We start from the raw sequence: 16593 nt of genomic DNA, 5'->3' as shown, positions 1-16593 counted from the left end.
TCCCGGGTCCACTGTGGACACCGAAGGCCGGTACCGTCGAATCAGCCGAGGATCACGTCCGAGCAGGTGTAGAACGCCTCGCCGCTGCCCGGGTGCGCGCGCCTTTTCGCGTGCCCGGGACCCCGTCCCGGTTCGGCCGGTCCGGCTCGGTCGGGGTGTCCGCCCACCGGACGGATCGGGCCCCATGTGTGCTCCCGAGTGGCGGCGGGTGCCCGTCAAGTGGGTGCGATGGGCGGGCGGACGTGTACCGGGTGGGGGAATCGGGCACTTGGTATAGACCAATGGCGGTTGGATGCCGCACTATCGGTCCTCGTGGCGCGCACTAGACACGTGATAGCCGTCGATGTCGGCGGTACGGAGACCAAAGCTGCCCTGGTGACCGGGACGGGCTGTGACGTCCGGGCGGTCCGGCAACGGCGGCGGGCGACGATCCGCGACGCCGAGGGCGTGGTGGACCAGGTGACCTCGTTGGTCGAGGAACTGCGCGCGGGCGGCGACGTCGAGGCCGTGGGACTGGTGGTGCCGGGCGTCGTGGACGAGGACGCCGGCATCGGGGTCTACTCCGCCAACCTCGGGTGGCAGGACTACCCCTTCGTCAAGGAGGTCGAGGCCCGCACCGGGCTGAAGACCGCGTTCGGGCACGACGTGCGGGCCGGAGGGCTCGCCGAACTGCGCATCGGGAACGCCCGGGGCCTCCAGAACGCCACGATCATGCCGATCGGCACCGGCATCGCGGCGGCCCTCGTCCTGGACGGCCGGATCTACCGGGGCGACGGCAGCGTCGGCGAGATCGGGCACGTCGACGTCGGGCACGGCGACCCGTGCGGCTGCGGCCAGACGGGGTGCGTCGAGGCGCGGGCCTCGTCGGCGGCCATCGCCCGCCGGTACGCCGAGCGGACCGGCAACCCGGTCAACGGCGCGGCGGACGTGGCCCGGCTGGTCCGAGCGGGCGACCCGGACGCGGTGACCGTGTGGCAGGAGGCGGTCGACGCCCTCGCCCGGGGCATCCTGCTGGTAGCGGCTCTGCTGGGGCCCGAGGCGGTGGTGCTGGGCGGTGGACTCGCACTGGCCGGCCCGCTGCTGGTGGACCCGTTGCGGGACCGGCTGGACGGGTTGATCACCTTCCAGCGGCGTCCGGAACTGCGGCTGGCGGCGCTGGGCGACGAGGCCGGGTGCCTCGGGGCCGCGCTGCTGGCCATCGACATGCTGGAGGAGAGATGAGCACGTGGGGTGGACCGGTGGACGTGACCCTGACCGGTGGTCGGGTCGTCACGCCCGACGGGGTGCTCGACCGGGGCTGGGTGGCGGTGCGCGACGGCCGCATCGTCGCGGTCGGTGAGGGGGCTCCGCCGGACGGCCCGACCACCGACCTGGACGGGGACTGGCTGGTGCCGGGCTTCGTCGACATCCACTGCCACGGTGGTGGTGGCGAGGCGTTCACGAACGCCGATCCGGAACGGGTGCGCAAGGCCGCCGCCGCGCACCGCCGGCACGGCACGACGACGCTGCTCGCCAGCCTGGTGTCCCGCCCGATCCCGGAGCTGGCCGACCAGGTGAGCACGCTGGCCGAGCTGGTGCAGGACGGCGTCGTGCAGGGCATCCACCTCGAAGGCCCGTTCCTGTCCGCCGCCCGCTGCGGCGCGCACGACCCCGCCATCCTGCGCCCGCCCGACCCCGACTCGGTCGACCGGCTGCTCAGAGCGGGCCGGGGCACGGTCCGGATGGTGACCGTCGCCCCCGAGCTGGAGCACGGTGTCGACGCCGTGCGCCGGCTGGTCGACAACGATGTCCTGGCCGCCATCGGCCACACGGACGCGACCGAAGCCCAGATCCGGCCCGCCGTGGAGGCCGGAGCGAGGGTGGCGACGCACCTGTTCAACGGGATGCGCCCGCTGCACCACCGGGAGCCGGGTCCGATCGGCGCGCTGCTGGACGACGAGCGGGTCACCGTGGAGCTGATCTGCGACCTGGTGCACCTGCACCCGACCACCGTGCGGCTGGCCGCGCGGCACGCCGGCGTCGGCCGGACCGTGCTGATCACCGACGCCATCGCGGCGGCGGGCGTGGGCGACGGCGTGTACGACGTGGGCGGTCTGGAGGTCCGCGTCGTGGACGGCGTGCCGACGCTCGCGGGCGGCGCGTCGCTGGCCGGCAGCACGCTCACCATGGACACGGCCTTCCGCAACGCCATCACGTCCTGCGGGCTGAGCGTCCGGGAGGCGGTGCACGCCGCGTCGACCCGTCCCGCGCAACTGCTGGGCGTCGACGCCGGCGAGATCCGGGCCGGTCTGGCGGCGGACCTCGTGGTGCTCGACGCCGAGTTCAAACCGCGCGAGGTGATGAGCCGGGGTGCCTGGGTGAAAGACTGACCGGGTGCCCGACGACCAGGAGCGGCTGGTGGCCGACGCGCTGCGCGCGCAGGCCACCGGCACCGGCGGACTGCCCGTCCCGCCCGTGGTGCCCGGCTCCCCGTCCAGGCCGGTCCGACCGGCGCTGGGCGCGGGCTGGGTGCTGATGATCGCCGTGCTCCTGGGCCTGGCCGCCGGAACGGTCGTGGCGGTGATCACCCTGCGTTAAGCCTGTACCGTGGTTCGGGTGACGGCCTCGATCGCCTCCTCCTCGCTCGCCCTCGGCCCGGAGTGGCTGGACCCGCAGAAGCTGCTCGAAGGACTCGGGCCGTACATGCTGGTCGGCCTGTGCTTCATCATCTTCGCCGAGTGCGGCTTGCTGGTCGGCTTCTTCCTGCCCGGCGACTCGCTGCTGTTCACGGCGGGGCTGTTCGTGGCCAACGGGCTGCTCGACTACCCGCTGTGGCTGGTGTGCCTGCTGCTCACCGCGTGCGCCATGCTCGGCAACGTGGTGGGGTACTGGATCGGCCACCGCGCCGGACCGGCGCTGTTCAGCAAGCCGGAGTCGAAGATCTTCAAGAAGGAGTACGTCGAGAAGACGCACGGCTTCTTCGAGAAGTACGGCGCGCGGGCGATCGTGATGGCCCGGTTCGTGCCGATCGTGCGGACGTTCATCACCGCGATGGCGGGCGTGGGCCGGATGGACGCGCGCAAGTACTTCACGTACTCGTTCATCGGCGGCATCGCGTGGGCGGCCGGGCTGACCGTGCTGGGCTACTTCCTCGGCCAGATCCCGTTCGTGCGCGACAACATCGAGATGATGCTGATCCTGATCGTGCTGATCTCGATCGTGCCGATCATCATCGAGGTCATCAAGGCCCGGCGGGAGAAGAAGACGCTCCTCGCGCAGGAGGCCGACGACATCACCCAGCAGTTCAAGCGCATCGACTGACGCCCGGCCGAACTCGCGCCCCGGCCGTCATCCCCCGGGCGGGGCGCTGAACATCGAGCCCGGGTTGAACAGGTTCCCCGGGTCCAGCGCCCTCTTGATCTCGCGGTGGACCCGCAGGCCGACCGGGCCGATCTCCCTGGCCAGCCACTCCTGCTTGACCTTGCCGATGCCGTGCTCGCCGGTCACCGTGCCGCCGAGCGCCAGCCCGAGCTCCAGGACGTCGTCGAACGCCTTGCGGGCGCGGGCGAATTCGTCCTCCGAGGTCGGGTCGTACACGACCGTCGGGTGCATGTTGCCGTCGCCGGCGTGGCCCGTGACCGCGATCCGCAACCCCACCTCGGCGCTGATCCGCTCGCAGCCCACGATCAGGTCGACGATCTTCGTCCGGGGCACGCACACGTCGTCGGTCAGCCACGCCCCGTAGACCTCCAGCGCGGTCAGCACGGACCGGCGGGCGACCAGCAGGTCACGGCCCTCCGCCAGGTCGTCGGTGACGTGGGTGAGGGTCGCGCCGGAGTCCGCGCAGACCTGCTCGACGGTCGCCAGCTCGCGCCGGGCCACCTCGCCGCCGGCGTCGGACTGGCAGATCAGCAGCGCCTCGTCGGCGTCCAGGTCGGTCTTCAGGTACTCCTCGACGGCCTTGATGGAGGTCCGGTCCATGATCTCCATCAGCGACGGCACCACCCCCTCGCGCACGACCCGCGACACGGCCGCACCGGCGGCGGCGGTGCGGTCGAACGTGGCGACCAGCGTCCACGGGGCCTGCGGCAGCGGGCGCAGGGCGAGGGTGGCCCTGGTGATCACGCCGAGCGTGCCCTCGCTGCCCACGAACAACCGGGCCAGGTCGTACCCGGCGACGCCCTTCACGGTCCGCCGGCCGGTCCTGAGCAGCTCGCCGGAGGCCAGCACGACCTCCAGGCCGAGCACCGAGTCCGTGGTCACGCCGTACTTCACGCAGCACAGCCCGCCCGCGTTGGTGGCCAGGTTGCCGCCGATCGTGCACCAGTCGTAGCTGGAGGGGTCCGGCGGGTAGAACAGCCCGTGCTTCTCCACCGCGCCGCGCAGGTCGAGGTTCACCACACCCGGCTCGACCACGGCCAGCCGGTTGTCCGCGTCGATCTCGACGATGACGTCCATCTTCGTGGTGACCAGCACCACGCAGCCCTCGATCGCGTTGGCCGCGCCGGACAGCCCGCTCCCCGCACCGCGCGGCACGATCGGCACCCCGGCGGCCGAGCACGCCCGCACCACCGCCTGGACCTCCTCCGCGCACGTGGGCAGCACCACGGCCAACGGCTGCCCGTGCGGCGCGAGCGGCATCATGTCGCGCTGGTAGGAGGCCGTGACGTCGGCGTCCGTCAGCACTCCGGCGGACCCGAGGGCCGCGCGCAGTTCTGTGAGCAAGGACATACCCACACGCTAACTCCCGCACTCCGGCCGATCGAGAGCGCGCGAGCGGGAACCACCACCCGCTGTGCCCGGTCACCCACGCAGCGGTACCGATCGCCGGGGCGCGGGGTCCCGATCTCCGAGCTTTCGACAACCGTTCGCCCGGGAACGTCATGTGGAGCGCACTCGTCCACGTAGGGTGGCAGCGTGGTGCTGTCCGCAACGTCCGAAATCATGGCGTGGTCCCCGCTGGAGACCGCAGGCCCGTTGGCCGTGTGGCTCATCACGCTGAGCTTCGTCTTCTTCGAGTGCGCGTTCATCTTCGGCCTGTTCCTGCCCGGCGACTCGCTGCTGTTCGCGGCGGGCGTGGTGCTCGCCCAGCACGACGGCGAGCTGAGCGCGTGGCTGCTGTCGATCGCCGCGATGATCGTGGCCGTGGTCGGCAACCAGATCGGCTACTACGTCGGCAGGCACACCGGGACGAGACTGCTCGCCCGGCGCGGCGGCAAGGTGCTCAACACCGAGAACCTGGCCAAGGCCCGCGACTTCCTGGACCGCCGGGGCTTCTGGGCGATCGTGCTGGCCCGGTGGATCCCGTGGGTGCGCACGCTGGCCCCGCTGCTCGCCGGCGCGGCCCGGATGGACCCCCGCCGGTTCATGCTGGCCACCACGATCGGCGCGCTCGCGTGGGTGCCGACGCTGGTGCTGGCCGGCTACTACGGCGCGGGGCTGCTGACCTCGATCCCGTGGCTCCAGACGGTGGCGGTGGTCCTGAGCGTGGCGTTCTTCGTGATCGGCACCGCCTACGGCCTGGTCCGCTACCGGCAGGAGATGCGCAGGCCGGTGGAGGAAGAGCTCACCACCCCGAGCGGCTGACCGGCGCGCCGCCGGTCGACCCACCTTCGACGCACGCGCTAGAGCACGTCGGTGATCAGCAGGTCGGCGGCGGACTTCGAGGCGTTCACCAGCAGCGCGTTGACGTGGTCGGTGCCGTGGAGCACGCGGTCGCGCGCCTCCTCCACCGAGCGCCCGTACCGGACGTGCCGGTCGATCAGCCGGGCCACCCGCAGGTCCTCGTCGATCCCCAGGAACCAGGCCTCGTCCAGCACGGTCCGCACGCGCTGCCACTTGTCGTGCCGCACCAGCAGGTAGTTGCCCTCGGTCACGACCAGCGGCACCTCCGGCGGCACGGGTACCGCGCACGCCACCGGCTCCTCGATCTCCCGGCGGAACTCCGGCGCGTAGACCACGTCCGGCCCGCGCGCCTTGAGCCGGGCCAGCAGGTCCGCGTAGCCGGCGGTGTCGAAGGTGTCCGGCGCGCCCTTGCGGTCGGCGATGCCCAGCCGCTCCAGCTCGCGCTGCGCCAGGTGGAAGCCGTCCATGCCGACCAGGGCCGCCGCGCCGTCCAGGGCCTCGACCAGCCGCCGCGCGAGCGTCGACTTGCCGGACCCGGGCGCGCCGCCGATGCCGAGCAGCCGGCGCTCGCCGGAGTCGGCCAGCCGCCGCGCCCGGTCGACCAGCTCGTCGAACCTCACCCCCGCCACCGCGCCAACCCCTCCACCCACTCCCACGCCGCGTGCCGCACCCGCACGGCGGCGACCGCGTTCGCCCACCGCACCGCTTCGACCACCGGCAGGCCGCGCGCGACCGCGACCGCCAACGCCCCGTGCCACACGTCGCCCGCGCCATTGGTGTCCCGCACGTCGGGCACCGGCGGCACCGGTTCCGCGCCGGTCACGCCGTCGTGCGACCAGGTGACGGGCCCGGCCCCGTGCGTGCGGAGCACCAGCGGCACGCCGCGCGCGTGCACGGCGGACTCGGACAGCGCGAAGGTGGCCGAGCACGCGGCGACGTCCACGAGGGGCAGCAGGTCGTCCAGCACAGGTTTCCAGCTACCCGCGTCCAGCACCACCGGCACGCCGGAGCGTCCCGCCAGGCGGGCGGCCTCCAGCGCGACGGGGCCCAGGTGGCCGTCGACCAGGACCACGTCGGACCGCGCGACCAGCCCGGGGTCCACCGCGACCGTCTGCTCGAAGGTGGCCGAGTTGCGGGACACCACGATCCGCTCGCCGTCGCGCTCGCGCACCACGACCATGCTCAGCGCCGGCCCGCCGGGTCCGAGGTCGTGCACCTCGACGCCGTCCAGCAGGCCGCGCGCGAACCCGCCCAGCCCGTCGCCCAGCGCGGTGAGCAGCACGGCCCGGTGCCCGAGCGCGGCCACGGCGCGCGCGGCGTTCGCGGCGGGTCCGCCGGGTGCCGAGTGGACGGCCGACGACTGCGCCTTCTGCCCCGGCAGGGGGAATTCCGCCACCTGCTGGGTCACGTCCACCGTGGTCAGACCCACGCACAGCACCGTCACCACGCCCATGCACCTCCGAGCCGGTATCGTCGCCCGCAATCGCTTGCGCAAGGCCGAACGGGGACGTGTCCATGGTCACCATGAAGGAGGTCGCCGCGCTGGCCGGCGTCTCCATCACCACGGTCTCACACGTGATCAACGAGACCAGGTCGGTCGCGTCGGACACCAGGGACCGGGTCCTGAAGGCGATCGACCAGACCGGGTACACGGGGGACGCGATCGCCCGCTCGCTGGTCACCGGCGGCACGAAGTCGCTGGGCCTGGCCGTGTCGCTGGTGTCGCACCCCTACTTCGCGGAGCTGATCGCGGCGATCGAGAGCGAGGCGACCCGCGCCGGGTACTCGCTGGTGCTGATCGACACCCGCGGCGACGCGGCGTCGGAGCAGGCGGCGGTGCGGATGCTGCGGTCGCGCCGGGTCGACGGGGTGCTGCTGACGCCCACCTCGGGTTCGGCGGCGCTGCCCGAGCTGCGCCGGCTGGGCGTGCCGACGGTGCTGGTGGACCGGTTGACCGTGGCGCAGGACCTCGACCAGGTGGGACCGGAGAACGTGCAGGCCACGTCCACCCTGGCGCGGCACCTCGCGGAGCTGGGCCACCGGCGGATCGGGCTGGTCACCGGCACGCCGGGGCTGGCCACCACCGACGAGCGGGTGCTCGGCTACCGGCTCGGGCTGGGTCGCGCCGGGCTGCCGTGGGACGAGGAGCTGGTGGCGGGCGGGCTGGAGCCGCTGCTGGGCCGGGCCACGGCGGTCGTGGTCGGCGACCACCAGGTGCTGGTGGACGTGCTGCGGACGGCCCGCGCGCGCGGCGTGCGGATCGGGACGGACCTGGCGCTGGTCGCGTACGACGAGGTGGAGTGGGCCGAGCTGGTCGACCCGCCGCTGACCACCATGGCGCAGCCGGTGGAGGAGATCGGCCGGACCGCGGTGCGGCTGCTGCTGGCCCGGATCTCCGACCCGGCGCGCGCGCCGGAGACGATCCGGCTGCCGCCGGTGCTGAAACACCGCCGATCCTGCGGTTGTCACTAGTACGGTGGGGCGGTGCTGGTACCCGGCCTGGCTTCGGTGACCTTCCGCGCGCTCTCCGTCCCCCGGGTGGTCGACCTGGCGCGGTCGTGCGGGTTGTGGACCGTCGAGTGGGCCGGTGACGTGCACGTGCCGGTGCACGACCTGGCGGGGGCGCGGGACGCGCGGGACCGCTGCGCGGACGCCGGGCTGAGCGTGTCGGCGTACGGCTCGTACTACCGGGCCGGCGTGACGGACCCCGTCGAGTGGCCCGCCGCGGTGGCCGTGGCGACCGAGCTGGGCGCGCCCCGCATCCGGGTGTGGGCCGGGACCGCCGGGTCCGCCGGGACGTCCGCCGGGCAGCGGTCCCGCGTGGTGTCGGCGATCCGGGACGCGGCGCGGTTCGCCGAGGACTACGGCATCCGGATCGCGCTGGAGCACCACCGCGGCACGTTGACCGACACGCTGGAGTCGGCGAACCGGCTGCACGCGGAGGTCGGGCACGGGTCGGTGGTGCCGTACTGGCAGCCGCGCGGCGGGCAGGACGCGGCGAGCGCGGTCGAGGAGGTCCGGACCCTGCTGCCCAGGCTCACCACGGCGCACGTCTTCTCGTGGGGCGCGGGCGGCGGGCGGGACCGGCTCCCGCTGGCCGCGCGGGCGGACCTGTGGCGGCCGGTGCTGGCCGAGCTGGCGCGCGACGGCGTGGACCGGCACGTGCTGCTGGAGTTCGTGGCCGACGACTCGCCGGAGCGGTTCCGGGAGGACGCGGCCGTGCTGCTGTCGTGGGTCAACGCCGCGGCGGGGTGACCTCCTCGCGCTCCAGCAGGGCGGCGGCTTCCAGCGCCATCCACCCCCCGAGCTGGACGGACAGGTCGCGCTCCGGCCGGTCGCCGGCGGCCTTGCCGGCGGGCTCCGTCCACTCCGGACCGAACAGCGGGCCGCTGACCGCCATGGACCTGTTGTCCCACAACGCTTCCGCCGACCGGAACACGAGGTCGGCGGCCTTGTCCGCCTCCGGGCGGTCCAGCCGGAGGGCGGCTTGCGCGAGGTAGCGCGCCAGGATGCCGCCGAACAGCCCGCCGTCACCGCCGCCGTGCCCGCGCAGGACCCCGTCCACGGCGAGGTGCTTGTCGACGGCGGTGATCACGCTCGCGGCGAGGTCCTCGTACGGCGCACCGAGTTCCACGCACGCGCCGAGCACCACGCCCTGGCAGTAGGTGTAGAAGTTCTTCTCGATCTCGCGCACCGAGCCGTCCGGGTGCACGTGCAGGCCGTCCCAGAACAGGCCGGTGTCCCCGTCCCGCAGGCAGTCCTCCAGCCAGTCCACGACGGACCGCGCGCGGGTCCGGTCCTCCCGCTCGCCGCCGGTGTCCGCGAGCCGCGCGAAGAAGATCGCGGCGGGCCCGTTCGCCGGGACGTTCTTGAAGTCGTCGCCGCGCTTCCACCAGATCCCGCCGCCGCCGTGATCGGTCCAGCCGGATCGCAGCCGGCGGGCGATCGCGTCCACCGCGTGCGGCTTGCCCACCCCGGCCCGCTCGGCGCGCTGGAGGGCGAGGCCGAGCCAGGCGACGTCGTCGTAGAAGTCGTTGGTCCAGCTCACGACGTTCCGCACCCGGATGCCGCGGACCAGGCGGCGGATCAGCTTCAGCCGGGTCGCGCCCGGCGAGCGGAGCTGGGCGTCCAGGAGGCAGTCCAGCAGGTGCGCCTGCCACCAGTAGTTGAACCGGAGGTGCGCGCGGCCCGGCCAGTCCACCGGCCACCCGGCGGTACCCAGGACGGTGCCCGGCAGCCCCCAGACCCGGCGCAGGTGGCGCGACTCGACAGCACGTTCGGCCACGCCCGCGCGGGCGGCGAGCAGCTTGGGCGTCGTCACCCGACCAGCTTGCGCACTGGACCGGTCAAGAAGCTCGCCGGAAGAGGTCCCAGTGGTACAACGCCATCGCCACGCTCGTGGTCAGGTTGTAGCTGGACACCTTCGGGCGCATGGGCAGCGACACCACCCGGTCGGCGCGCTCCCGGACCGCGTCGGACAGGCCGTGCCGCTCGGAGCCGAACGCCAGCACGGCGTCGTCGGGGAGGTGGGCCCCGCGCAGGTCCTCGCCGTCCGCGTCGAACGCGATCACCTCGCCCGGCAGCTCGCCCGGTCCGGCCAAGCGCGCCACCGGCAGCGCGAAGTGCAGCCCGGCGCTGCCCCGCACGACGGTGGGGTGCCACGGGTCGACGGTGCCGATCGACACCACCCCGCGCGCGCCCAGACCGGCCGACACGCGGACCACCGCACCGAAGTTGCCCAGGTTGCGGGGGTTGTCCAGCAGCACCAGCGGCGACGACGGCACGACCGCCGCCCAGTCCACCACCGGCCGCGCCGCCACGCCGGCCACGCCGGTCGGGTGCGGGCGTCCGGCGACCCGCGCGAACCCGGCCGCGTCGACCTCGACCGCCCGCCCGAACGCCTCGACCAGGTCGGGCGCGTGCGTCCGGGCGAACGCGACCGCCGCGTCCCGGTCCAGCACGACCAGCGGCTCCACCACCGCCCCGAACCGCAACGCGTGCTTGACCGCGTGGAACCCCTCCAGCACGACCTCTTCGTCCACACCGCTCCTCGCATCGCAGGGCGGGCAGAGTGTAGTCACCGGGGGGGGGCGGGAGAACCGGCCGCGAACGGGGTGGCGCGACCCGCGCACGACCCGGACGGGTGCGGCCGGCCGCCGGTCCGCCTCAGCGGCAGGTCTCGGTGCTCCGGGGCGAGGTCCGCCGCTTCAGGCCGTAGCCGACCCAGGAACCGACCACGGTCAGCGCCACCGCGAGCTGGACGGCGGGGGCCGCCGACTCCGGGTAGAGCACGCCGTCGAGGTAGGTGTCGATGAAGCCGCCGGTCAGTTCCGGCTGCCCGGCGGCGGTGCGGAAGGTGTTCTCCAGCCAGGTCAGCGGGCAGTCCAGCGGGAACGCCACGACCAGCACGCCCCACGACGCCATCGCCAGGTGCGGGTAGATCAGGCGGGGCAGGTGCCACGCGAGGAAGCCGCCCACCACCAGGAAGAGCAGCGCCCCGAAGTGGAGGACCACGACCAGTTCGGCGAGTGCCAGCGCGACCACAGCGACCTCCCTGGTTCCCAGGGTAGGGCGGACGACCGCGACGCGCGCGGCGCGCCGGCCGGGGTCACCCGCGCGGCAGCGCCTGCCACGGGACCCGGGAGGCGACGTCGAGCAGCAGGTCCGCCAGGTGCCCGAGCGGGGCCTGGAGCAGCGGGCCGGGCACCGCGGCGGCGAGGGTGTGCTCGTCGAACGCGATCGCCACGCCGTTCGCGCGCGGGTCCTGGAGCAGCGCCTGGGGCAGGCCGGTGCCCAGCAGCGCGGTCGCGAACGCCGGGTTCTTGCGGCGCACCTCGTACCGGGCGTCGAACGCCGGGTCGCCGGTCGCCACGAACTGCTCGAACAGCCCCCACACGCTGTCGGTGCGGGGGCTGATCAGCACCCACGGCCCCGGCATCGGCCGGGGCACGACGACGACGGAGTACGCGCGGTACTCCGACGTCGCCACGTGGTCCGCGCGCAGCACCACTTCGACCGCCAGCACGGGCACCCCGCGCCAGTGGCCGACGAGCTGGAACCTCACCCTGCTGCGGTCGGCCTCCAGCATCCGGCCGATCTGGGGCACGCGTTCCTGGAAGCCCTGGTCCTCGGCGACGAACCGCCACCCCAGACCGGCTTCGAGGGCGCGCATCCGCTGCTCCCACTCGTTCACGAAACGCCGGTCCGTGAACGGGTTGCGCTTGCGGCGCGCCAACCCCACGGCGACACCCACACCGAGGATCGCCACGATCACCAGTAGCAGGACGAGGCCCGTCATCTCAGGCCAGGCCGAGATCGGCGAGGTCGAGGAGGTAGCGGTAGGGCAGCCCCTGCGCCTCGATCACCTCGCGGGCGACGGTGCCGCGGTCCACCACCGTGGCCACGCCGACGACGGTCGCGCCCGCCTCGCGCAGCGCCTCGACGGCGGTCAGCACGCTGCCGCCGGTCGTGGAGGTGTCCTCGACGGCCAGCACGCGCTGCCCGGCGACCTCGATGCCCTCGATCCGCCGCTGCATCCCGTGCTGCTTGGCGGCTTTGCGCACGACGAACGCGTCGAGCACGTCACCGGCCGAGGCGGCGGCGTGCATCATCGCGCACGCCACCGGGTCCGCGCCGAGGGTCAGCCCGCCGGCCGCGACGTAGTCCCAGTCGGCGGTGAGCTGCCGCAGCAGCCTGCCGATCAGCGGGGCGGCGGCGTGGTGCAGCGTCGCCCGGCGCAGGTCGATGTAGTAGTCGGCCTCGGCACCCGAGGACAGCGTCACCTTGCCGTGCACCACGGCCAACTCGCTCACCAGCCGGGCCAGTTCGGCCTTCGCACCGGAGTCCAGAACCACTTCTGCTCGCACGGGTCCCAAGACTGTCATACGCGCCCGTAGGCTGGCACACCGTGAACCTGTTCGGCACCGACACGCTGATCATCGAGCAGCCCTGGGGCCCCGGCCGGCACCTCTTCGGCACCCGCTACCAGGTGCGGGCCTACACCGGGCACGACGTCCCGGTCGCCGCCGCGACCGACCGACGGGGACTCGGCCCGGTGCGGAAGCTCCTGCGCACCACGGGTTTCTCCGGCCGGACGACGTTCGACCTGGTCGTGTCGCACCACGGGCAGCCGCTGCTGCTGATCCGCAAGGGCCCCGGCCGGCCACCGGTCCAGGTGTCCCGCCCGGACGGCACGCCGGTCGGCGCGCTGCACCGGGAGAGCCACACCCACTTCGCCCTGCTCGACCCCTCCGGCGGGCGGATCTGCTACTTCGGCGACGCCGCCGGGTTCACCCGGGGTGCGATCGCCAAGCGCGACGGCAGGCGGGTGCGCCGGGACGTGCTGCACCTGCGCCCCGGGACGCCCGAGCCCGTGCGGACGCTCGCGATCGCGGTCGGGCTGGCGTTCGACGTGGTGCGCGGCAAGGGCACCGCCCACACGGGCGGCGGCGGGTTCGACCTCCCCGCCGCCTGATCCCGGACCGCGCCGCCCCTACCAGGCGTCCTGGGTGAAGCGACCCGGCTCGTCGTCGTCATCGCCCCGGCGGGCCCGGCGCGGCTGACCGGCCGCGACGACGTCCTCCGGGTCGTCGCCCTCCTGGATCGCGTTGTAGGCGCGCTGGAGCTCCGGCACGCCCGACTGCAACGCGCGCTGCACGCTCTCGTCGCCGGCGCGCTCGCCGGACGCGATGTCCTGCCAGGTCATCTCGCCCGCGTCGATCCGGCGGGCGAGGTCGCGCAGCTCGCGCGGCGCGGCGGCGCTGTTGGCGAACCGCGAGATCTCCGCGTAGTCCGCCTCGGACAGCCCCTTGGACCGCATCTGCACCTGGACGGCCTCGCGGGAGGTCCGCTCGGCGGCGGCCATCCGCGCGTCGACGTCGGCGACCAGCGCGTCCAGCCGGGCCCGGTCGTAGGGGAACGTCACGGCGCACCCCCGCCGGTACCGCCGGACGCGGGAGCGGGAGCCGGAGCGCCACCGCCACCACCCGTTCCGCCACCGCCGGTCCCGCCGCCGCTGCCACCGGCCCCGGCGGTGTACCGCCCGGTGCCGCCGACCGCGCTCTTGAGCCCGTACCCGTCCAGCGCGAGGCTGAACGCGCCCGACTTCACGGCGGACTTGCCGTTGTCGAACTTCTGCTTGCCGTCCTGCACGCCGTCCACGACGTCGAGCAGGTCGTTGACGTCCCGCACGTCCTTCAGCTTGGCCAGCGCGGTGCCCATGGCGATGATCCCGTCGACCATCCCCTGGACGCCCTCGATGATCGTCTGGATGGACAGGATGATCTTGCGGATGGCGTCCACGATCTGGATGGCGTCGTAGACCATCCACACCGCGCGGCCCCAGCCGACGACCGGGATGGGTGCCATCAGGACGGCTTCCATCAGCTTGGTGACCAGCTTGTCCAGCAGGGTCAGCGCCAGGCCGGTCGCGGTGCGGCAGGTCGAGGCCATGGACTGGAACTTGTTGCCGATGATCCGGGCCACCTGCGAGTCCGCCTCGATGGCGAGCACCCACATGGTGTTCATCCGGAGCTCGAACGCCTGCGCGGCGTCGCCGTCCCAGTGCGGCGCGAGCTGCTCGACGCCCTGCCCGACGTTGTGCCGGACGGAGTCGAGCGCCTTGGCGACCTGGTCCCACGCGTTGGCGTTGGCGTCGATCTTCTCGAAGTCGCCGAGCAGGGGGCTGATCAGCGACTGGACCAGGTCCTCGCCGGTGACCTTCTGGTAGATCCAGTTGACGCCCTGGATCTTCCAGCCGGCCTTCTCGATCAGCTCCTTGGTCGTCTGCCGGCCGGGCCGGTCCTCGGCGGCGGCCCGCAGCGCGACCGTCGGGTCCTCGACGTCGGCGTACCCGGTCACCGGCCACCTCCGAGCACCGGTGCCTGCGCGGCCTCGGCGAGCTGGGCCAGCACCCGGTCGAGGACGCTCATCGCCAGCTCGTCGCCCCGGGCGTACATGTCGGCGGCCTTGGCGAGCCCCTCGGCCTCCTTGGTCATCATCTGCTCGGCGAAGTCCAGCGTCTCGCCGTACAGGGCGGCGACCCCGGTGACGACGGGCTGCAACAGCGTGAGCAGGCCGGTGAAACCGGAGGTGTCACCGCCCTTGGTGACCGCGTGGTCCTTGATGGTCTGGAAGTGCTGCGCGTTGCGGGTCAGCAGCTCGCCGTACCCGTGCAACTCCGCAGGCTCGACCTTGAAGCCTTCACCCATGGGCGGATCCCTCCTCCTCCACGTCGGGGAGTGGGACGGGCCGGACACCGCCCAGGTTCCCTCGTTCGAGTGATCAAACCTCCGAACGGTCCTGATTCGCCTGGACTGTGAAGAGCACTCGCCTTCGGCCGAGGACGCCGGGACACCGCTCAGGTGCGGTTCCGGGCACCTGCCGCGCGGGCGGCGAGGCGGCGCAGCAGGGGGCGGGGGATGAGCTTGGCGAACGCCACGATCGCCTTGTACTGGGTGCCCGGGATCGACAACTGGCGGCCGGCGCGGAGGTCGGCCAGGCAGGCGTGCACCAGGCGGTCGGCGTCGAGCCAGAGGAACTCGGGGGTCGTCGTCATGTCGATCCGCGCGCGGGCGTGGAACTCGGTGCGCACGAAACCCGGGCACAGGGCCAGCACGCGGACGCCGGTGCCGGCGGTGGCCTGGGCCATGCCCTCCGAGAACGCCGTCACCCACGCCTTGTCCGCGCTGTACGTCGAGCCGCGCCCCGGCAGGAAACCCGCCACGCTGGACACGTTGACCACGTCGCCCCGGCCGCGCGCGACCATGCCCGGCAGCACCGCCCGGGTCAGCCGGAGCACGCTGGTCACGTTCACGTCGAGCTGGCCCTGGAGCGCGGCGGCGTCGGCGGCGAAGAACTCGCCCGAGATGGCGAAGCCCGCGTTGTTGACCAGCAGGTCGAACGGCCGGTCGGCCAGGACCTCCTCGACCGCGAGCCGGTCCTCGGCGGTGGCCAGGTCGGCGGGCAGCACCTCGACCCGGACCCCGTGCCGGGACCGCAGGCGCTCGGCCTCGGCCTCCAGCCGGTCCTCGGTCCGCGCGACCAGCACCAGGTCGTGGCCCTCGGCGGCGAGCCGGCGGGCGAACGCGGCCCCGATGCCCGCGGTGGCACCGGTGACGAGGGCGAGCGGCGGGGTCACGGCTTGCGGCCGAACTGCGGGCGGTGGACCTCGCCGCCGGTCTCGGCGTCCGGGTCGGCGTCGAACGGGTCGACCACGTCGGCCAGCTCCCCGAGGTCGCGCAGCAGGCGTTCCAGGCGGGCGGGGGTGGAGTTCGGCGGTGCCGCCGCCAGCACCCAGTCGTCCTCCAGCCAGACCACGGTGACGTCCGCGCCGATCTCCTCGGCGGCGTCGACCAGGTCCGGGGTGATGAGCTTGCGGGCGGCGGGCAGCTCGCTGACGAACGCGTACCGCGAGCCCACCGGGCCGAGCAGGTCGGGCATCTGGTCGCGCTGGAACGGGACGCTGGGCAGCCACAGCTCCACGACCACGCTGATCGCGCGCCGGCAGCGCACGCCGACCAGCACCGAGTTGACCTTGCCGCTCGTCTCGTGGTCGAGCACGTAGACCTGGCGGCGGCCGTCCGCGGTGAAGGTCGAGCCCGCCACCACGTCCTTTGCCACGCCGGTGCCGTAGTACGCGATCGCGCCGCTGACCCAGCGCGTGGGCAGCACGTGGTCGGACTCCTCGAACTGCCACCCGCGCAACGCCGCCCACCGACGCCGTTCGCGGTTACGCGCGGTTCGCTGCGCCCGGTCGGTCGCCAGCAGAGCGAACCCCGCCACGCCCGCGACCGCGGCGACGGTGAACCAGACCCACGCCGGTATACCCACGAGTGCGAGGGTAGCGGGCTGCGGCCGGCAAACGAAGATCACTTGACGGCTCGTTCGCATGATCGGCCCAACCCGTTACCCGGGACGCCGCCCGCCCCCGCTCTCCCGGTCCGCCGCCGACGAACCGGGCCGGCCGGGGTCGTCCCAGGTCACGGCTCG

21 protein-coding genes are annotated in these 16593 nt (G+C 73.5%); 8 read left to right on the top strand and 13 right to left on the bottom strand.

The features are described from left to right. The first annotated feature begins 330 nt into the window (after positions 1-330). The 4 genes from AB0G01_RS05100 to AB0G01_RS05085 are packed head-to-tail and all read left to right on the top strand — an operon-like array spanning position 331 to position 3300. Positions 331-1221 carry an ROK family protein gene (locus AB0G01_RS05100; RefSeq protein ID WP_360939802.1) on the top strand — a complete coding sequence of 297 codons (891 nt, stop codon included), beginning with the start codon at positions 331-333 and terminating at the stop codon, positions 1219-1221. Then, entirely contained in the window at positions 1218-2369 is a 1152-nt protein-coding gene (gene nagA / locus AB0G01_RS05095) for an N-acetylglucosamine-6-phosphate deacetylase (protein WP_360939800.1), read from the top strand. The genes AB0G01_RS05100 and nagA overlap by 4 nt, the downstream gene beginning before the upstream one ends. A gap of 4 nt (positions 2370-2373) precedes the next feature. Beyond that, a complete protein-coding gene (locus tag AB0G01_RS05090; protein ID WP_360939798.1) occupies positions 2374-2577 on the top strand; it encodes a hypothetical protein in 204 nt (67 codons plus the stop codon). A 9-nt stretch (positions 2578-2586) separates the two neighbouring features. After that, on the top strand, positions 2587-3300 hold the full coding sequence (locus AB0G01_RS05085; RefSeq protein ID WP_360939796.1) for a VTT domain-containing protein: 714 nt from the start codon (positions 2587-2589) through the stop codon (positions 3298-3300). Positions 3301-3327: 27 nt separating this feature from the next. Here the strand turns inward: AB0G01_RS05085 and AB0G01_RS05080 are convergent, their stop codons facing one another. Next, on the bottom strand, positions 3328-4710 hold the full coding sequence (locus AB0G01_RS05080; RefSeq protein WP_360939794.1) for an FAD-linked oxidase C-terminal domain-containing protein: 1383 nt from the start codon (positions 4708-4710) through the stop codon (positions 3328-3330). Positions 4711-4923: 213 nt separating this feature from the next. On the opposite strand from AB0G01_RS05080, the gene AB0G01_RS05075 reads away from it, so the two are divergent. After that, on the top strand, positions 4924-5565 hold the full coding sequence (locus AB0G01_RS05075) for a DedA family protein (protein ID WP_360939884.1): 642 nt from the start codon (positions 4924-4926) through the stop codon (positions 5563-5565). Positions 5566-5603: 38 nt separating this feature from the next. Here the strand turns inward: AB0G01_RS05075 and AB0G01_RS05070 are convergent, their stop codons facing one another. Next, on the bottom strand, positions 5604-6224 hold the full coding sequence (locus tag AB0G01_RS05070; protein WP_360939792.1) for a nucleoside/nucleotide kinase family protein: 621 nt from the start codon (positions 6222-6224) through the stop codon (positions 5604-5606). After that, positions 6221-7057 carry a PfkB family carbohydrate kinase gene (locus AB0G01_RS05065; RefSeq protein ID WP_360939790.1) on the bottom strand — a complete coding sequence of 279 codons (837 nt, stop codon included), beginning with the start codon at positions 7055-7057 and terminating at the stop codon, positions 6221-6223. Before AB0G01_RS05065 ends, AB0G01_RS05070 begins: the two co-directional genes overlap by 4 nt. A 62-nt stretch (positions 7058-7119) precedes the next feature. Here AB0G01_RS05065 and AB0G01_RS05060 point away from each other — a divergent pair, with 62 nt between their 5' ends. Together AB0G01_RS05060 and AB0G01_RS05055 are read left to right on the top strand one after the other, a co-directional pair. Then, positions 7120-8076 carry a LacI family DNA-binding transcriptional regulator gene (locus AB0G01_RS05060; RefSeq protein ID WP_360939788.1) on the top strand — a complete coding sequence of 319 codons (957 nt, stop codon included), beginning with the start codon at positions 7120-7122 and terminating at the stop codon, positions 8074-8076. A gap of 12 nt (positions 8077-8088) precedes the next feature. After that, positions 8089-8859: a TIM barrel protein gene (locus AB0G01_RS05055; protein WP_360939786.1), complete on the top strand. Its 771-nt coding sequence runs from the start codon at positions 8089-8091 to the stop codon at positions 8857-8859. Here the strand turns inward: AB0G01_RS05055 and AB0G01_RS05050 are convergent. The 5 genes from AB0G01_RS05050 to pyrE form a co-directional block, all read right to left on the bottom strand. Next, the gene (locus tag AB0G01_RS05050; protein WP_360939784.1) at positions 8840-9925 is read right to left on the bottom strand and encodes a glycoside hydrolase family 76 protein; all 1086 of its coding nucleotides are present in this window, start codon (positions 9923-9925) and stop codon (positions 8840-8842) included. The two genes, AB0G01_RS05055 and AB0G01_RS05050, sit on opposite strands and share 20 nt — an antisense overlap. Positions 9926-9950: 25 nt before the next feature. Continuing rightward, on the bottom strand, positions 9951-10646 hold the full coding sequence (locus AB0G01_RS05045; protein WP_360939782.1) for an RNA methyltransferase: 696 nt from the start codon (positions 10644-10646) through the stop codon (positions 9951-9953). Between the two features lie 124 nt (positions 10647-10770). Beyond that, entirely contained in the window at positions 10771-11148 is a 378-nt protein-coding gene (locus AB0G01_RS05040) for a DUF2784 domain-containing protein (RefSeq protein WP_360939780.1), read from the bottom strand. Positions 11149-11212: 64 nt separating this feature from the next. Next, complete coding sequence (locus tag AB0G01_RS05035) at positions 11213-11902, bottom strand: hypothetical protein (protein ID WP_360939778.1); 690 nt, start codon at positions 11900-11902, stop codon at positions 11213-11215. 1 nt (position 11903) lies between these two features. Further along, positions 11904-12458: an orotate phosphoribosyltransferase gene (gene pyrE / locus AB0G01_RS05030; protein ID WP_360939882.1), complete on the bottom strand. Its 555-nt coding sequence runs from the start codon at positions 12456-12458 to the stop codon at positions 11904-11906. A 53-nt stretch (positions 12459-12511) separates the two neighbouring features. Here pyrE and AB0G01_RS05025 point away from each other — a divergent pair, with 53 nt between their 5' ends. Then, on the top strand, positions 12512-13078 hold the full coding sequence (locus AB0G01_RS05025) for a hypothetical protein (RefSeq protein WP_360939776.1): 567 nt from the start codon (positions 12512-12514) through the stop codon (positions 13076-13078). An 18-nt stretch (positions 13079-13096) separates the two neighbouring features. Here AB0G01_RS05025 and AB0G01_RS05020 read toward each other — a convergent pair whose 3' ends face one another. From AB0G01_RS05020 to AB0G01_RS05000, 5 genes are all read right to left on the bottom strand, one after another. Next, a complete protein-coding gene (locus tag AB0G01_RS05020; protein WP_360939774.1) occupies positions 13097-13528 on the bottom strand; it encodes a hypothetical protein in 432 nt (143 codons plus the stop codon). Beyond that, positions 13525-14463, bottom strand: coding sequence for a hypothetical protein (locus AB0G01_RS05015; RefSeq protein WP_360939772.1), 939 nt, complete (start codon positions 14461-14463; stop codon positions 13525-13527). The genes AB0G01_RS05020 and AB0G01_RS05015 overlap by 4 nt, the downstream gene beginning before the upstream one ends. Beyond that, positions 14460-14813 (bottom strand): hypothetical protein, encoded by a 354-nt coding sequence (locus tag AB0G01_RS05010; RefSeq protein ID WP_360939770.1) that lies wholly within the window; start codon positions 14811-14813, stop codon positions 14460-14462. The genes AB0G01_RS05015 and AB0G01_RS05010 overlap by 4 nt, the downstream gene beginning before the upstream one ends. Before the next feature lie 149 nt (positions 14814-14962). After that, positions 14963-15742, bottom strand: coding sequence for an SDR family oxidoreductase (locus tag AB0G01_RS05005; protein WP_360939768.1), 780 nt, complete (start codon positions 15740-15742; stop codon positions 14963-14965). Further along, positions 15739-16434 (bottom strand): hypothetical protein, encoded by a 696-nt coding sequence (locus AB0G01_RS05000; protein ID WP_360939766.1) that lies wholly within the window; start codon positions 16432-16434, stop codon positions 15739-15741. Before AB0G01_RS05000 ends, AB0G01_RS05005 begins: the two co-directional genes overlap by 4 nt. Positions 16435-16593: the final 159 nt, after the last annotated feature.

This window comes from Actinosynnema sp. NPDC023587, from assembly GCF_040640215.1.
In the GTDB taxonomy this organism is placed as follows: domain Bacteria; phylum Actinomycetota; class Actinomycetes; order Mycobacteriales; family Pseudonocardiaceae; genus Actinosynnema.
Note: the sequence above shows the minus strand (reverse complement) of the source record. Positions and strands in the feature narration are given on the sequence as shown.